Raw genomic sequence first — 15,800 nt, 5'->3', positions numbered from 1 at the left:
CATGGGGCGATGTCCTTCGTGCTCGCCCTCGTCCTCGGAATGACCTTCGGCTACGTGCTCAGGTGCTGGCGTCCCGCGCGAAGAGCGGTGCGGTGGGCACAGCGTCAGGAATCGGGGACGGCGCGGTGGTGGATGTCTCAGCCCGTGCTCGCGCTCGCGGTGGCCGCCCTGTACGTGCGCCATCCGAGGCGGAGTTGGCGCAATGCCCTCTCGTGGCAGGAGGACCACCGGGCGCAGGTGCCGCAGTTCGATCCTGACTGGGCGGCCAAGCGCAGTTCGCTGCGTCCTGGTCCGGACGGAGGGTAGGGCGAGGCCCGGCGCGCACGGGGGGACGCGCCGGGCCGTGTAGTCACCGTAGCCCTGTCCGGGCCCGGTGCGAGGGAGAATCCCTGCGATGGTCTGGTCAGCGGCTCGGCGCAGTAGGCGGCGTCGCAGGGTGGCCGGCATCTGGGGTGAGGCGGCGGCGTGTGGCCCAGAGCACGACGAATCCGGCTGCGGCCCCGCCGGCGGCAACGCCTGCTGCTGCCGCGGGAGCAGTGGCCGCTGGAACGAGCCCCGCGAGTGCGGTCCCGGCGGCCTGTCCCAGGCCCAGGCAGGCGATGAGCCAGGCCGACGCCTCGGCGAGGGTGTGGCGGGGGACGAGGAAGTCCAGCGTGTGGAAGGCGGTCACCAGCAGCGGCGCGAGGAAGAGGCCGGGCAGGACAGCGGTCGTGATGGCCAGGGCGGGGATGGGGTCGGCGAGCATGGGCAGGGAGCCGACCGCGAAGCCGCCACCGATCGCGAGGAGCTGTCGCGTCGGTGAGCCGGGCCAGGTGCGGCGCCCGTAGAGGAGGCCGCCGATCAGGCTGCCGGCGGCGAGCGCCGCGGGCATCATCGTCGAGAGGTACTCGGCGTGGTGGCGTTCGGCTGCGGCGAGGGCGACGACGTTGAGCGCTCCCAGGGTGATGCCCGCCCCGAACAGGGCTGCCGCGAGGGCGCGCAGGCCGGGGATGCGGATCGGGCCGAGCCAGTGTGTGGGGGTGTAGGACGGCTTCCACGTGCGGGTCGGCGGTGTGGTGAGGAACAGCGCGCACCCGGCGAGCACGATCGCGGCTGTGGCGATGAGCACGAGGGTGGTGCCGGTCAGGGTGTGCAGGGCCAGGACGAGGAGCGGGCCGCCGATGAACACGAGCTCCTGGGCGCAGGCGTCGAGCGCGAGCGCGGCGCGGCGTTCGTGAGGGCTGTGCACGACGTGCGGCCACAGCACGCGCAGCGCGGCCTCCAGCGGCGGGGTGCACAGACCGGCGACCGCGGCGACGACTGCGGCGGGGCCGGGGTACTGGGCCGGGTGGAGGAAGGCGAGAGCGGCGAAAGCGGCTGCGGAGACCACGGCAGTCACACCGATGGCGAGGTAGTGGCCGCGCCGGTCCAGCAGGCGCCCCCACAGGGGCTGGCCGATTGCGGCCGCGAGACCGTACACGGCGGCGAGGGCTCCGGCCAGGCTCAGTGTTCCGCCGTCGGCGCGAACTGCGACCAGGATCGCCAGCGGCGCCATCGCGACCGGCAGGTGACCGATGACGGCGCCTGCGAGCAGGCGGGTGACGTACGGGGTGGCGAGGACGTCCCGGTAGCGGGGGGTGGTGGGTGCGGTCGGTCCGCTCGGTCGGTGCAGGAGGGGGCTGGTGGTCATGGGCGAGCGGTCCTTGGTGTGTCGTGCGCGTGACGGCGTGCGCGAGGAAGGGGGTGCCGGCCCGCGCGGTGCGGGCCGGCAGGGGAAGGGAGGCGAAGGCAGCCCCGCGAAGCGGGCTGCGGCGGTGTCACCCGGCCTTGGGGAACACCGGCGGTGTCCAGCCGATGTAGCGGGCGCCCCACTTGGTTTCGAACAGCTCGGCGTCGACGACGTCGATGTAGCCGGGCCTGAGGATGTCGTTGGAGGCGACTTTGCCGTCTCCGAGGTAGACGGCGATGTGGCCGGCCCGGCGGCCGGTGTCCCAATACATCAGGGCACCTGCGGGCGGATTGCGGTCGCCGTCGTGCTGCATGGATTTCGGAACGACGCTGTAGTGGTCGATGGCGTAGTTGACGCCGCTGTAGTTCCAGCCGTAGACGATGGCGGTGAAGGCCAGGCACCGCTGGTACCAGGCGTTGGTGGAGCCGAGTCCGGAGTTCCTCTTCGCCCAGGCGATGGCTTCGTCCACCGAGCGCGGGTTGTTCAGCTTCCACGTCTGCGTGCCGTCGGTGAACTTGCCGCCGGCGCTGCCGCCGGTGTTCGGTTTCGCCACTCCGCAGTCGTCGTTCTCGCTGGTGATCGGCCCGTTGTCGCCGCCGGAGGTGCCCGGCCCGGTGGTCGACCCGCCGCGTTCGAGGTTGATGCCGGCTTCCTTGGCGAGCTTGCGCATCGCCGTCTCATGCCCGGCGTACAAGTCGGGGAAGGCGGACTTCTGGACCTTCTGGGCCGCGTCCCCGAGCGGCAGCTTCTCCCAGCCCTTGATGTCGACCAGGCCGTCGTTTGTGCCGCGGCCGAGGAAGAACGACTCCGCGGCGTAGCTCGGCGTCATGATCTGTTCCTTGGTGCCCCAGTCCATGGAGGGACGCTGCTGGAACAGGCCGAGCGAGTCGCGGTCGCCGTGGTCCAGGTTCTGCAGGGTGCTCTCCTGCATCGCGGTCATGAGAGCGATGAGGGTGGCGCGTCCGGGCAGCTTCGCCTTCTGGGCCGCCTGGTCGATCTCCTTGGCGTACCCGATCTGCTTCTCGCGCAGCGTGCCGGTGGCCTGCGTGCCGGAGCCGTCCGACTCCGACACAGCGGAGGCATCGCCGGTCCCGGGTCCGGTGTCCTCGCAGCTGGCCGCGCTCGCCCGTCCGGCGGGGAAGAACATGCCGAGCACGAGCAGGCCGACGACGAAGACCACCATGCCGATGGCGCCGATCTTGAGCTGCGCGCCCTTCTTGACGATTCCGGTGGCCTTGAGGGCGCCGCGCATGACATCCCGCTGGTCCACGGCTACTCCTTCAGCCCGAGGACGCGGGTGACCATCCAGCGTGAGGCGGCATCGGCGCGCGCGACCTCGATGGTCAGGTGACGGGTGTAGCTGTAGGGGTCGGTGCCCTTGACGTCGAGGGTGACGTCGGCCGTCAGGTACACCCGGACCGACGTGTCGGGCGCGGGCCGTTCCTTCGCGTCTGGCTGGCCGATGTGAACTTTGGTGGGGGTGGCGTCGGTGGCCTGGGCGGCAACCAGCTGGTTGAAGTCGCGGTCGTCGTGTTTCTTCAGGTTCTCCACGAGCGCGGTGGAGGCGTACGGGGCGGCGCGCTCGACGGCCGCCTTGTGGCTGCCGTCCTGGAGGGGGCGGCGGGCGGTGTAGGCGGTGACGAACGCGCGGGTGACGGCCTGGGGGTCGTCCGCGACCGCAGGCGCGGTCGGCGTCGGGGTGGGTGAGGCGCTCGCCGGCGTCTCGGGGGTCACTACGGTCGGGGTCGGCTTGGCTTTCGCGGGCGCGGTGCTGTCGCGGTCGGGCCACAGCCACGCGGCGCCGGCGACGGCCGCGGCCACGATCAGGGCGATGACCGGGACGACGACCGGCGTCGGTGTCTTCTTGCGTTCCTGGCGGATCCACTCGGCGCGCTCGTCACGGCGGGCGGAGTGCCACCGCTTCTTGGCCTTGCGGCGCTGACGACCGCGCAGTTCGTCTATCTCGGGCGGCAGTGCCTCTTCGCGCAGCAGGGCGCGCCACTCGGCGGCGCTCTGCGGGACCGGCGCCCGGCCGGACGTGCTGCGGGGCTCGGCGGACTCGGTGTCGGAGGTACGGGGGTCACTCTCGTGGGTCACTGCAGGCTCCGTACGGGCGATGCGGAATGCGGATGCGGGCATGACGGGATGGCCCCGGGGCGGTCCGGCCGCTTATGCGGCCGGACCGCGGGGGTGTCATGCGGTGGGCGAAGCCCAGGTCAGGCGGGTTCAGGAACTCCCGCGGGGCCTGGAGGGGCAGGGCGGTCCGCTGCGCGTTCCGCTGGCGGGCGGGAGGCCTCCTCCGCCTGCCCTGCCGGGCGTGCGGGGCGGGTGCGGCGGCCGCGGCGGAGTGGCCGGCGGCGGGTAGGTCCGGAACCGGGCTCCGGTCGGGTTGGCCGGCCGGTTGATGACGGTGCCCCGGATGGTGGTCGGCCGGCCGCCGGACGGGCTGGTCGGCGGAACTCCGGTGCGCCGGGGCGCGCCGGGCCGCACGCTGTAGCCGCCTGCGGTCGTGCCTGCGGTGGTGGTGCGTCCGGGTCCGGAGGGACGGCGGGGCGGGCCGGGCCGGGGGCCGGTGGTGGGACGGGTGCGCCGTCCGCCGGGCGAGCCTGGTCCGGTTCCAGCGGGCCCGGAGGGGCCGGGCGCTGCGCCGGGCAGGCCAGGGCCGGGCCGTCCCGCGCCGGCGTGGCCGGGCCGGTGAACGGTGGGCGGGTAGCTCGGCGGCGGCGGGATGGTGCGGCTGGGGCGGCTGCGGACGTCACCGGAGCTGGACGATCCGCTCGAGGAGCTGTCGTCTCCCCCGCCGCTCCCGCTGCCGCCTCGTCCGCCGCCGCGGGTGTCCGGGGCGGGGTGACGGTCCATGTCGCCGAACCCGCCCCGGCGCCGTCCGCTGATGGCGCTTCGCAGTCGGCGGGCGGAGGCCATGCGGCCGATGGTGTTCAGCATGCCGCGCCCGGCCATCTGGGCGCCGCCGGCGCTCACGATGCCGTCGAGGCGGCCCTTGACCTTGAAGGCCATCGCGGCGGCGCAGATGTTGAGGGCGCTGACCATGAGCCATCCGTAGGTGGGCAGCAGCGACATCAGCGCAACGCAGACCACCATGACCGAGCCGAGAAGCATGGTCGCCGTGAAGGACACCATCACCAGCCCGAGGAGCATTTCGAACCACTGCACGCCCCATTGACGGGGTTTGCCTGGAATGCACCACAGGGTGGCGAAGGCGACGCCGCAGACCAGCAGCATCAGCGCGCCGATGAGGCTGGCCAAAGTGGTGAAAGCGAGGGTCAGCGCGAGGGCGCAGAAGATGACGCAGCTGATGATGCCCGCGATGAGGACACCGATCCGGCCGCCGGGCGTGTGGCCCTGACGCCACAGGACCGCCTCGCGGCCGACGGTCTCGTCGTTGAGGGTGGAGGAGAGGTACTCCTCACGCTCCTTCATGTCGGTGCCGCGCTTGACGACTTCGTAGCCCCACTTCTGGCAGGCGTTGACGGATCCGAGATCGGCTATGCACCAGGGGGTCGCGACGTAGGTCCGCCAGACGGCGTCGCCGGCGCGGCGGACGGTGTTGTCCTTCTCGTTGTCCGACCACTGGGGCCTGGGCGTCTTGAAGGGCATCGCTGCGTCGTCGTCGCCGGCGAGGCCGGCGCCGATCGTCGTCATGGCGACCGACGCACCCAGCTGCCGCCCGTTGTCCACGCCCTTGACCCAGGTGGACGGAGCGACGAGGAAGGTGGTGGCGATCGCCGCGGACGCGGCGACCCAGGCGATCTGACCCAGCGGGGAGGTCTCCGACTTCTTCGCCCAGGCGATGAACCCGCCGACGGCGACGGCGGTCGGCAGGAACGTCGTCATCATGGGGCCCGCGGCGGCGCCGATCGCCTTGGAGATGGCGCCTTCGATCTCGGGCAGGTTGACGACGTTGAAGCACCAGCCGACCACCACGACCGCGGCCCGGCCGACCAGCGTCAGCACCTGCATGAGCATGTTGCCGAACCCGTGCAGCCACCCGTCGATCAGGTCGCCTCCGGTGAGGTCGTCCGAGAGCTGCTTGTCGAGCTGGTACACCTCCGGGCTGTAGGACTCGAACAGCGTGCCCTGACCCGGGGGCTTGAAGGGGGACGGCATCATGTCGCCGATGCCGCCGGGCTTGTACTTGTCGGAGTCGTCGGCGGCTGCGGCCGGCGCGAGGACACCGAGGGTGGCCAGGAGACCGGCAGTCGGAAGCATCAGGGTGCGCAGCCGCGGCCGGGCGAGCCAGAGGCGGAGCGCCGCGATGCAGAAACGATTCAGCAGGTGCTTCATGGCGTCCGCTCCTGCGCGCAGGCCGTCGGCACCGCGGCGGCCGGGATGCACTGTCGTGGGGTCACGGCGGGCTGCCTCCTCGGGTTCGCAGGCGGCCTCGGCCGGCCCGCTGCGGATAGGGGTCATGCGGCTTCCGACCCTTCCTGCGGCGGGTTGTGGACAGAGTCCGCGGATTCGGGATCCGGGCCGTTGTCCTGCGGCATGGCGTCCTGCAGGGCGGCCGCGTGGTCCTCGGCCTGGTCCTTGGGGTTGGTGGACAGCGCGCGCAGCAGCTCGTACGAGGGGGCGTCCCACTGCATGGTCGCCACGCGGTCGCGGCGGTCACGCACGATGCAGTGGCCGTGCCGGATGTCGCCGTGCGCGTCCTTGCCGACGCCGTGAATCAGCGCGCGGGTGCTGTCGGAGACGGGCAGGCGCAGCAGTTCGGCCATCGCGTCCTGCTGGCTGCGGGTGGACTGCTCGAAGGCGCAGACCGTCGTGATCGCTTCCAGGACGCCGTCCATGCCCAGCAGCGACTTCGGGTCCTGGGTGTCGATCGCGAGGGAGGTATCCAGCGCCCTTCCCGTACGGGCGATGTAGTCGATGAACCGGCGGCCGTCGTCGGTGCCGGTGAGGACGTGGACCTCCGGGATCGCCACCACCTTGGGCAGATTGCGCAGGTCGGAACGGGCGGAGGTGTTCAGCGCGTACGCGATCAGGCCGCGCATCAAAGCCAGGGAAACCCGCTCGGTCATCGTCATCTCGGATGGGCGGGTGCCGGCCTGCGGCATCGTCAGGCCGGGGACCTGGACCAGCCACAGGCCCGGCTCCGGGCGCAGCGGCGAGGCGCCGGCGCGGGGCTGGCCCAGCAGCGGCGCACCGAGCTGGGTGCGGGAGAGCTCGGCGAGCGCGTCGCCGGCCTCGACGGCGAGGGGGTCGCTGCTGGCCTGGAGGTACTCGATCACGCGGAAGGTGGAGGCGTCGTCTTGCTGGGCGACTGCGTTGCAGGCCCGCAGCAGATGCGTCTCGACACCGGCGTCCCGCATCCGCTCGGGCAGGATGATGAGCAGCTGGGAGACGACCTGCAGGGCGGCGTCGCCCTTGGGCAGGAGGCGGAACACATCGGCCACGGCGGGGGTTTCGACGCCGCAGGTGACGTGGTGGGAGTCGAGGCCGAGGTACTCGCCGGCCTTCACCAGGCCGCCTTCGTCTCCCTTGAAGCCGAGCATCAGGCTGAAGGCGCCCTTGAGGCCGGCGATGAGCGTGGCGAGCATCATCGACGTCGTCTTGCCGCGGCCCGACCGGCCGACGAACGCGGTGGTCGTCGCGTCACCGCGGGCCGATCCGGCGGTGATGTCGATGCGGCACACGCCGGGGGTGGTGCCGGTGAGCAGCCCGGCGATGGGGCCCTCGTCGTCTCCGGCCTCCGACCCGCCCCAGAACATGCTGGCCGCGAGCGCGTCGGTGGTGCGGATGTGCCCGAGGTCGGACACGCGGAGCATGTCCCCGATCTGGGCCTCCAGCCACATCTCCCGCTGCTCCTCGGAGGCGACCACCACGTCGATGGACAGGCCGGCGTAGTGGGCGACGACGGCGTCGCAGCGGGCGCGCAGGTCCTCAAGGGACTCGGTGGAGGAGACGATGATCCGCGGGTGGTCCTCCAGGAGCGTCATGCCGTCGCGGGACATCTGCCGGCGCAGGTCCTCCATCACCGCTTCGGTCTCTTCGGTCTCGGCGAACGTCTCACCGGCCGACCCTTCGGCCGCCGAGCGGCGCTGCTCCTTGGCCAACTGGCGCTGCTTGTCGACGGACTTGATCGCGTGGCCCTTCGTCCACACGGTGAAGCGGACGCTTGCCTCGGGGCAGACCAGCGCGTCATCGCCGGTGGTGGGGTGGGTGTAGCTGATCTCCGACAGGCAGCGCAGCCACTCCTGCTCGCCGGGGGTGATCATCTGCTCGGGGAACGCCGGCATCGCCAGCACGCTGACCCAGGCGGCGGTCTCTCCTCGGGCGTCCAGCATGCGCACGTGGTCGGCGTGAGGGATGGCCCGGGACTGGGTCAGGCGGACCAGGGAGGCGCCGGTGACGGTGGGCAGGTGAGGCGGGGCCGGCTGCGGGCGGAAGGACTCCCGGGAGACTGCCCAGGCCAGCAGTTCCGCCGGCGCGATCCGGGCACGCCACGGTGTGGCTTCCAGACGGCGTTCCATGCGCCGGGCGAGCCCGTCGAGGTGGGAGAGCTCGTTCTCGTCGAGGCCGGTGTGGCCGACGCCGAGCGCGTCGGCGATGCCGTTCTTCACGGTGGCGTTGGCAGCGGAGTCACGCTCGACGAGCCGTATGCCGAGCAGGATGTGCCGCTGCGGCAGGTCGAGGGTGTCCAGGCGCTGGGCCCACATCTCGGCGACTGCTTCGACGTCCCCGGCGGTGAAGATCTGCCGGGCCTCTTCCCGGTAGTCCTCGCCGTCCAGGCGCGCCCAGATGACCTTGAGGTGGCAGTCGTAGCCGGGCAGGACCTTGGCGAGCGCGAGGGCGGCCGCGTCCTGCTCCATGTCCTGGCGGTCTTCGGGCATCAGGTCCGTGTTGGAGCTGCTGAGGGTGAACCAGGCTTCGGCGGCGACGTCGGTGACGACCAGGCCGTCGGCGATGGCCACCAGCTGCGGTTCCTTCATCAGGCGTTCGGCGCCCAGGCCGAGGAGCCGGCCGAACTTCGACGCGGACTTCTTCGCCGCCTTCGTGGTGGTGCTCATCGGTGGGACTCCTTCGTGTCTCGGGCGGCGGGGCGGGTCGGGATGAAGCGGGCGGCGTCTTGCTCGGTGATGCGTGCGGCCTGGACCAGGCGGCGGCCGGCGGCGTTGATGTGCTGCCACAGGCCCGGCCGGAATCCGGCCGGGGACGAGGGCGGCGCGTGGGTGCTGTCGGCTCCGGGCCCGTCCGGGTCGATGACGAGGCGGGTGGTGAACAGGGAACGCAGGTGCCGCAGCGGGGGCGGGAGCTCGCGGCAGGCCAGGACGACTTGCATGCCGACCGGCCGGCCGTGCGCGAGGACGGCGGTGAGCGCGTCGAGCGGTACTCCGTTGGGGCGCGGGTCGGCGTGATGGTGGCGCAGCACCTCGGTGGTGCCGTCGTTCTCCACCAGCAGCAGCCGGGGCGGACCCGGGACGCCGGCTCTGGACCGGCCGCGGGCCTGGTGTGCCAGGCCCATCAGATGCCGGTGGAGCTGGTCGGGATCGTCGAGGTAGGTGACGTGCTCCCGGCCTTGGGCCCAGAGGTGCTCGCAGCCGGACACGTCGAGGATGTCGACCTGCCGGCCGGCGGCCAGGGCCTGCACGCCGAGAGTGCGCAGCAGCTCGGTGGTGCCCATGCCGGCCGGTGCGGTGAGCAGGGCGTGACCGTCGTCGGGGGTGAGGTGGACCGGCGCGTCGTCGGCGCCCAGGCCGATCAGCGGGTGGGGGCTGCGCTGTGCGGCCCGCCGGCCCGGTCCGCGGGTCAGGTGCACGTCCGGGCGCGGCAGGCGGGGTGTGCGCGGTCGGGTCGGGTTCACGCCGCCTCCCCCGGCTCGATGACGCCGCGGGCGAAGGCGCGGGCCTCGGCGTCGCTGAGGTAGAGGGCCTGGAACGCGGTCGTCTTTCGGTCGGCGACCGCGTGCATCCGGCCCGGGATCATGGAGTACGGCGGGATGGACCACACCTCGGGGGCGACGCGCTGCCACAGGGCGGCGCCGCCGTAGGCGAGCACCCGGGTGGGGAAGACGTCCTTGACGGGCACGGAGCCCAGACCCGGCAGTCCGACACGGGGGTTGCCGGCGAAGACCTGGATGCCGAAGCCGGGGCCGGCCGCGAGCAGGACGCCGAGGGCCTCGACGCCGGGCGCTTCCTCCAGCTGGGTTTCGGGCCGCGTCTGCGACCAGTACTCGCGCAGCCCGTACGTGACGGTGCCCAGGTGCTCGATGACCATGACCCGGCGTCCGCTCCAGCTGCCGTCCCAGCCGCCGGTGCCGTCCTGCAGGGAGGCGACGTTGAGCAGCAGGTGGTCGTGGATCTCCGCGATCCGGGACAGGTAGCGCACCCCGGGCAGGTCGCGGGCCCACAGGTGGCCGACGCCGCCCGGGTCGACGAGGTCGACGCTCGCGCCCAGGGCCAGCGCCTGGGCGGTCAGGGTGCGCAGGAGCGTGGTCGTGCCGCCGCCGGCACCGGTGGCGACCAGGACGTGCTCGGCGCCTTCGGGCAGGTGAACGGCCTCGTCGCCGTCAGCGAGCCCGAGCAGCGGTGTCTGCGCGGTGTTCAGCGCGTTCAGGGTGTGCCGGTCACCGAGGCGTACCGACTTACGCAGGGCCTGGACGGGGATGGAGGTCTGGCTGGTCATCGGCTGGTGCCCTTCGTTGCATGCCGGGCAGAGCGGCGCTGCCGCTTGGCGGTCTTGGTGCGGGCCTTGGCGACGGCGTCGGGGCCGTACATCCGCAGGCGGGGCCGCAGGTGAGCGGGCTTGCCGCAGGACTCGGCGGCGTCCGGGGTGTCGGCGCTGGTGGTGAAGAAGGAGGAGAACGCCGGCATCTCGGTGAGCTGCGGGGCGCGTTCGGCCAGGCGCTGGGTCCGCAAGCGCAGGCCGACCTTGGAGGGGGGTATGCGGCCCCGGCCGATGACCGGCCGGACACCGTGGTTGAGGAAGTTGAGCCGCAGCCCCCACACGAGGAGGTTCGTCCGCCGCCAGTAGGTGGTGGACCGCTTCGCGCCGTAGTAGGTGAAGAACAACGGCGGCAGCAGGAACAGCGGGATCAGCGGCTTCAGCGGCATCCCGAACAGCAGCAGCCAGGCGCCCCACCACAGCGGGAACATCACCGCGCCGTACTTCAGCGTGGTACGCGGCAGCCCCTCGCCGAGGTCCAGGCCCAGCAGTTCGTGCTGCCGGGTCTCCAGGTCCCAGTGCCGGGTGTAGGTGTTGGAGGTTCGCATCGCTTCGCCGCCTCAGCCGGTGAAGACGGTGGCGATCTTGGCGCCGATGAACTTGAGGATGTTCACGGCCTGGGTCGGCGTGAAGATCATGACGGCGACCACTGCACCGCCGATCATGTGCGTGATCAGCGCGCCCCACTCCTTCTTCATCCAGTGCCCGAAGCCGCGAACGGCGAGGACGGCGACGAAGAGGGAGCCGACGACGGCGAGAATCCAAGAGACAAGGCCGTTTCCGCCCATGGGGGATCCACTCCTTGGGTTGGTGGGAAAGGGGTGTTGACAGGGCCGGCCGACGAGCGGGCCCGCGGCAGCCGCCGGAAGAGGAGGCGGGGCCGGCTACGCGGTCTTCGCGGTGACCGCCTCGACCTGCCAGCGGCTCGCGCTGCTGGCCGAGACCTTGGTGAGGGTGATCTGGTAGGTCTGCTGCAGCTGAGCGGCGCCGATCTTCCAGCGCACGGTCGCCGTACCGAACCGCTTGTCGCCGCCTGCGGCGTCCACGACCCAGGAGTCGAGCGCGTCGAGTTTCAGTCCGGGGCCGAGCGGCTGGATGTCGGCGCCGGGCGCTGCGGCCTGGTCCTCACTGCCCGCGGCCCACGCGGTGAGGAAGTCCTTGACGGTGTCCCGGGTCTGGGTGGACAGCTGAGCGTCGGCTTCGGGCCCGTCGGGCGCCTTGTAGGCGGCGGCGGTCGGCATGCCGACGATCGCGGGTTCGCCGGTCACCACGACCCGGCCTGCGCCCTGCGCCACGGGCACCTCCAGCCCGCGCCAACTCGTCACGGTGCGCTGCTTGTTGCCGCTGCCGGTCACCACGCTCACCCGCACGTCGACCCGGACCCGGGCACGCTTCCCGCCGACCTGGGTGACGGTCCCCGGAATGGTCTGGGCGACCAGCTGGAGGCCGGAGCCGTTCCACCCGAGCTTCGGGTCGATGCCCTTGGCGAGATCCGCCTCGAGTTCCTTGGCCCTCGCGTCGGGGTCCTGGGCGTTCCAAGTCATGTACGAACGGGCGAAGCGAGCGGCGACCTGCTGCGCCTCGGCCTCGGGAACGTTGTTCTTCCGGGCCTCGGCCTGCGGGTCCACCTGCTGTACAGGGGCCGGCGGCTTGGCGGGGAAGACCCACGTCCGCACGCCGGTGAACGCGGCGAGGCCGATGACCAGCCAGATCGCCACCCTGCCCGCCTTCCGGGCTGCCGAGCGTCCGGAAGACTCCTCCTCCTCGGCCCAGCCGACAGCGGCCGGCGCCCGGGACAGCCGCTTGTCCGTCTCCGCCGCAGGCGCCTCCACCGGGGCATCTGCGGCGGCAGGGCTTGTTTCATCACCGCCCTTGGGTTCTTTCGGTGGAAGATTCAGCATCTTCCGCAGCGCACTCATCACGTACTCCTCGACCGATTCCCGATTCCGACCTCCGCGCGGGAAGGGCATGACGAAATGTCATGTGACTTCACGCTTTTCGCGGAAAAGCTCACATGGAGAACGTAGGAGTGTTGGCCTGTGGATAAGTTCCGCCGATTCTTCGCAGGGGCCCGACGATCGCTGCGAGGGCATGAAGAAGGGGGCCACGGGAATTCCCGTGGCCCCCTTGGGGGTACGCCTGCGTGGCCTACCGGTCAGGCGCGCTCGTCCTCGTCCTCGCCCTCGTTGTCCGGCTCCTCCTCGCTGCCGTCCATTGTCTCCTCGTCCGGCTCCGGACTCTCCTCCTCGTCCTCGTCCTCGTCGGGCCGGTAGTAGGCGGCGATGTCCTCCAGGACGAACAGTTCCTTGCCGCCGACGACACGGCCGGCGGGGAAGTCCTTCCTGCGTCGCTTGTGCTGTCGCATCAGCTCGGCGCTCACCGCGATCCCCTCAGCGGCCAGCCGCCTGGAGATCTCCGCCAGCGCAAGCAGTTCGGCCTTCTCCTCCGCCTCCCCGTCGGTCGCCGCCTCGCCGCCGCCTTCCAGCCGCGGCGGTTCGTCCTTGGTCATGCTCACCACCGCCCGCTCACCGTTGTCGTCCTGAGCAGCGGAAACGGCAGGCGTCCCGGTGTTGGGGGCGTCCTTGGTGAACAAGGGCGTGGACTCCTGCAGCAGGGACGGCAGCCGCTGAGGGCTGCGCGCGGGCGGAGCGCCGTACAGGTCCTCGGTGCTGTAGCCGAGCTGCTGGCGCAGCTCCAGGCTGTGGGTGCGGAAGTCGTCCGGGTCCGCGTACGGCACCTGAATCCAGACCCGCCGGTTGCCCTCGATGATCATCATGCGGCCGGCGCGGTCGACGCTCTCGGGGACCGGCGTCGTGTTGACGATCATCTTCCACTGGTTGGCGTTGAAGTTGCCCATGAGGATCATGCGGAACATGTTCCGCAGGCCCCTGGAGCCGACCGCGGCTTCCCGCAGGTCCTGGAACACGCCGATGATCGTCACGTTGACGTGCCGGCCCATGCGCATGATGGAGGCGATGTCGCCCCAGATGGGGTCGCTGGCCGGGTCGCCCTTCTCCTTGTTTTCGTTCCACCACTCCTTCGACGCGTCGCCGAACTCGTTGCCCTCTTCAAGAATGAGGGTGAGACGGTCGAAGTTCTTCCGCGGGTTGGTCTTCTTCACATAGTTCCGGGCCTCGACCTCGCGGGCCGCCCAGGAAATAGCCGCCCGCATGTCACCGACATTGCCCGGGTCGGTGTAGAGGTGCACGCCCTCGACGCCCTCGAAGCAGTTGATAGAGGCCATCTTCACGTCAATGCCGATAACGGTCGCCCGCTGTCGGACTAGCTGCGTGATGATCATCTGGAGGAACGAGGACTTACCGCCACCGGAGCCCACCGACAGGGCCCACATCGCGGTCTCTCCGGTCATCTCCTTGATGACCGGTCGCTGGCGTTCGTCGATGCCGAGCACGAGCTGGCCGGGCTCGCACGCGGCGATCGCCTGCTGCACCACGTCGCTGAAGAAGTCGACCTTCTCCGGCGGCTCCAGCTTCGGCTTCGGCTTCTGCGGGGTGAACACCACGTTGAACGGGTGGTTCTTGAGATTCCACTCCCCCGCCCACAGCCCGCCCATTCGGTCCTGGACCAGCTCCCGCATCTGTTCCTTGACGCCGCCGGGGTCGTGCCAGCCGTCCGGCAGCCGGATCGCGACGAACGACCGGTCGATGGGAATGGTCAGGGCACGCAGGCGCTGGTGGTCGTCCCACCCGGAGAGGAGGTCCTTGAGCGCCATCGACATGGGGATCACCAGAGCCCGCATGTGCTGACGCCGGCCTCGGCCCCGTATCGCGGCGATGACCAGGATCGGTATGGCCACGGCCGCGGCGATGATCGACACGCGAATCACCCGGTCGTGATCCTTCACGCCCCACCACATCCACGCGGCCCAGCCCGCCCAGGCAAGGAACACCAGCCGCAGCAGGGCAATCCCCCACCGCGGCAGACTGCCCGGTGGTCGCGGCTCACCGTCCAGCGGAGCCCCGCTGACGAACCGACCGAAAACCAGCGCCGCTTGCTCCAGGCCCTCTTCGAGCTGCCTGTCGAACTTTGTCTGCGCCACGGCCCACTTCCCCCTCAGGCCGCCGCGCTGCGTGCGGCGCGCTTACGGTCGTCACGGTTGCCGCCCACGTAGTACCGCTCCTTCAAGTGAGCGGCCGGCGGGGCGTTGAGGTAATCGGCCTGGTAGCAACCCGACGGGTGAGGGCACTCGTTCACGTGGCTGCTGCAGTCGTTGCACAGAAGACCGGTAATCAGGTGGGTGTACCGGTCGTAGTGGAGGTCCTGCCCCAGGCTGTCGCCGCAGGCATGGCACATCGGGCCTGCCGCAGCGATGTAGAGATTTCGCTTGCGGCCCTTCCAATCGCTGCGCGGCACCTGACTGAAGGGCGCCCAGTCCCCCTGATCGAGGTTGATCGGGCACCGTTCAGCCCGCGGTACGAGGTCGGGTCGCCGTTCCTGGCCGGTCAGCACCACGTCCCAGTCCGGCCGTACACCTGCCCGGTCGTCTTCTGCGACGTGACCCGCGGGGCCGCTCCGAAAGGCCCTGAAGGAATGGGGGATCACCGTCCCAGGCGTGGGTGCCGGAACATCAAGGTTAAGGAAGATGCGCGCGGCGTTGGAACAGATCATGGCCGTGCCCAGGCGCAGGTGCCAGCGTTCATCGCTGCCCAGAATCGCGACGGCCGGCAGGTGACCGCGCCGCTTGTCCAAGCGGGCGCACGCGGCGCCGCGTGCCTCCAGATTCCGCCCCAGCTGGTCGGATATCTGCTGCTCGGTCAGGTGCGGGAAGCGTGCCTTCAGGTCCAGGCGTCGGTGCTTCGGCAGTGCGTACAGGTGGTGTGCTGAAGTCATACTGGCAGGCTCGGCCGGGCTGCCTGTGGATAGAGACCGCCCGTTCCGGATGGTCGATTGGTCGCGCAGGTTCATGCTTGTCAGCGGTTGTCGGACTCACCGGAACCGATCACGACCTCGGAAGCCATCAGGGGAGGGGAGCGCTCCCCACTCCAGCTCGCCAACTGCCGTGCAAATCGGTCGGCATCCAGAACCCAGAGCTGCCCGCTGACCAAGAGCTCCATACGAGCGGCCCGCCAGGCAGCCGCTACCCCCGCAATCTGCCCTGGACGGGCCCGCCTCTGATAGGCGCCAACCGCCACGCAGCGCGAGGGGGAAGTGGATCCCGGCCGATCACCGGCGAGCGCGGGACTGGTGGTGGGGGGCGGTGGTCATCCGGCAGTCCCCCCGCCAGCGGTAGCGGACCCGACTAAGTTCGCAGGCTGGGGGTGAGTGGAGGCGCTAGCGCCGACAACGACAACGCGCAGGCCTGGGTGCATCGCGCGCCCACGAACGGTGCCGGTGGCGCCGAGATCGCGCAGATCGGTGGTGGTCCTCCATCAGAAGTGCCGCGACGCATCAA

Annotated in this window: 13 protein-coding genes; 1 reads left to right on the top strand and 12 read right to left on the bottom strand. The window is 70.9% G+C overall.

Features of this window, described 5'->3' with window-relative positions:
• The first annotated feature begins 9 nt into the window (after window positions 1-9).
• A complete protein-coding gene (locus tag FEF34_RS38395; RefSeq protein ID WP_138058082.1) occupies window positions 10-306 on the top strand; it encodes a hypothetical protein in 297 nt (98 codons plus the stop codon).
• Between the two features lie 97 nt (window positions 307-403).
• Here FEF34_RS38395 and FEF34_RS38390 read toward each other — a convergent pair whose 3' ends face one another.
• The 12 genes from FEF34_RS38390 to FEF34_RS38335 form a co-directional block, all read right to left on the bottom strand.
• Window positions 404-1,669: an MFS transporter gene (locus FEF34_RS38390; protein WP_138058081.1), complete on the bottom strand. Its 1,266-nt coding sequence runs from the start codon at window positions 1,667-1,669 to the stop codon at window positions 404-406.
• Window positions 1,670-1,796: 127 nt separating this feature from the next.
• Window positions 1,797-2,978 (bottom strand): NlpC/P60 family protein, encoded by a 1,182-nt coding sequence (locus FEF34_RS38385; protein WP_138058080.1) that lies wholly within the window; start codon window positions 2,976-2,978, stop codon window positions 1,797-1,799.
• A gap of 2 nt (window positions 2,979-2,980) precedes the next feature.
• On the bottom strand, window positions 2,981-3,805 hold the full coding sequence (locus tag FEF34_RS38380; protein ID WP_199800770.1) for a hypothetical protein: 825 nt from the start codon (window positions 3,803-3,805) through the stop codon (window positions 2,981-2,983).
• A 129-nt stretch (window positions 3,806-3,934) separates the two neighbouring features.
• Window positions 3,935-6,010 carry a hypothetical protein gene (locus FEF34_RS38375; RefSeq protein ID WP_138058079.1) on the bottom strand — a complete coding sequence of 692 codons (2,076 nt, stop codon included), beginning with the start codon at window positions 6,008-6,010 and terminating at the stop codon, window positions 3,935-3,937.
• A 122-nt stretch (window positions 6,011-6,132) separates the two neighbouring features.
• Window positions 6,133-8,733 carry an ATP-binding protein gene (locus tag FEF34_RS38370; protein WP_138058078.1) on the bottom strand — a complete coding sequence of 867 codons (2,601 nt, stop codon included), beginning with the start codon at window positions 8,731-8,733 and terminating at the stop codon, window positions 6,133-6,135.
• Window positions 8,730-9,527 (bottom strand): hypothetical protein, encoded by a 798-nt coding sequence (locus FEF34_RS38365; protein WP_138058077.1) that lies wholly within the window; start codon window positions 9,525-9,527, stop codon window positions 8,730-8,732. The genes FEF34_RS38370 and FEF34_RS38365 overlap by 4 nt, the downstream gene beginning before the upstream one ends.
• Window positions 9,524-10,348 carry a cell division protein FtsK gene (locus FEF34_RS38360; RefSeq protein WP_138058076.1) on the bottom strand — a complete coding sequence of 275 codons (825 nt, stop codon included), beginning with the start codon at window positions 10,346-10,348 and terminating at the stop codon, window positions 9,524-9,526. Before FEF34_RS38360 ends, FEF34_RS38365 begins: the two co-directional genes overlap by 4 nt.
• A complete protein-coding gene (locus tag FEF34_RS38355; protein ID WP_138058075.1) occupies window positions 10,345-10,935 on the bottom strand; it encodes a hypothetical protein in 591 nt (196 codons plus the stop codon). The genes FEF34_RS38360 and FEF34_RS38355 overlap by 4 nt, the downstream gene beginning before the upstream one ends.
• Before the next feature lie 12 nt (window positions 10,936-10,947).
• On the bottom strand, window positions 10,948-11,175 hold the full coding sequence (locus FEF34_RS38350) for a hypothetical protein (RefSeq protein ID WP_138058074.1): 228 nt from the start codon (window positions 11,173-11,175) through the stop codon (window positions 10,948-10,950).
• A 96-nt stretch (window positions 11,176-11,271) separates the two neighbouring features.
• The gene (locus FEF34_RS38345) at window positions 11,272-12,306 is read right to left on the bottom strand and encodes a conjugal transfer protein (protein WP_138058073.1); all 1,035 of its coding nucleotides are present in this window, start codon (window positions 12,304-12,306) and stop codon (window positions 11,272-11,274) included.
• A gap of 236 nt (window positions 12,307-12,542) precedes the next feature.
• Window positions 12,543-14,447 carry a hypothetical protein gene (locus FEF34_RS38340; protein ID WP_138058072.1) on the bottom strand — a complete coding sequence of 635 codons (1,905 nt, stop codon included), beginning with the start codon at window positions 14,445-14,447 and terminating at the stop codon, window positions 12,543-12,545.
• A 14-nt stretch (window positions 14,448-14,461) separates the two neighbouring features.
• Entirely contained in the window at window positions 14,462-15,238 is a 777-nt protein-coding gene (locus tag FEF34_RS38335; protein ID WP_138058071.1) for a hypothetical protein, read from the bottom strand.
• Between the last annotated feature and the right edge of the window lie 562 nt (window positions 15,239-15,800).

It is taken from the genome of Streptomyces marianii (assembly GCF_005795905.1).
In the GTDB taxonomy this organism is placed as follows: domain Bacteria; phylum Actinomycetota; class Actinomycetes; order Streptomycetales; family Streptomycetaceae; genus Streptomyces; species Streptomyces marianii.
Note: the sequence above shows the minus strand (reverse complement) of the source record. Positions and strands in the feature narration are given on the sequence as shown.

What these genes read in the sequence shown, in the direction of transcription:
- FEF34_RS38395 (WP_138058082.1), top strand. Translation starts at nt 10, where the DNA reads ATGTCCTTCGTGCTCGCCCTCGTCCTCGGAATGACCTTCGGCTACGTG.
- FEF34_RS38390 (WP_138058081.1), bottom strand. Translation starts at nt 1,669, where the DNA reads ATGACCACCAGCCCCCTCCTGCACCGACCGAGCGGACCGACCGCACCC.
- FEF34_RS38375 (WP_138058079.1), bottom strand. Translation starts at nt 6,010, where the DNA reads ATGAAGCACCTGCTGAATCGTTTCTGCATCGCGGCGCTCCGCCTCTGG.
- FEF34_RS38370 (WP_138058078.1), bottom strand. Translation starts at nt 8,733, where the DNA reads ATGAGCACCACCACGAAGGCGGCGAAGAAGTCCGCGTCGAAGTTCGGC.
- FEF34_RS38360 (WP_138058076.1), bottom strand. Translation starts at nt 10,348, where the DNA reads ATGACCAGCCAGACCTCCATCCCCGTCCAGGCCCTGCGTAAGTCGGTA.
- FEF34_RS38355 (WP_138058075.1), bottom strand. Translation starts at nt 10,935, where the DNA reads ATGCGAACCTCCAACACCTACACCCGGCACTGGGACCTGGAGACCCGG.
- FEF34_RS38350 (WP_138058074.1), bottom strand. Translation starts at nt 11,175, where the DNA reads ATGGGCGGAAACGGCCTTGTCTCTTGGATTCTCGCCGTCGTCGGCTCC.
- FEF34_RS38345 (WP_138058073.1), bottom strand. Translation starts at nt 12,306, where the DNA reads ATGAGTGCGCTGCGGAAGATGCTGAATCTTCCACCGAAAGAACCCAAG.
- FEF34_RS38335 (WP_138058071.1), bottom strand. Translation starts at nt 15,238, where the DNA reads ATGACTTCAGCACACCACCTGTACGCACTGCCGAAGCACCGACGCCTG.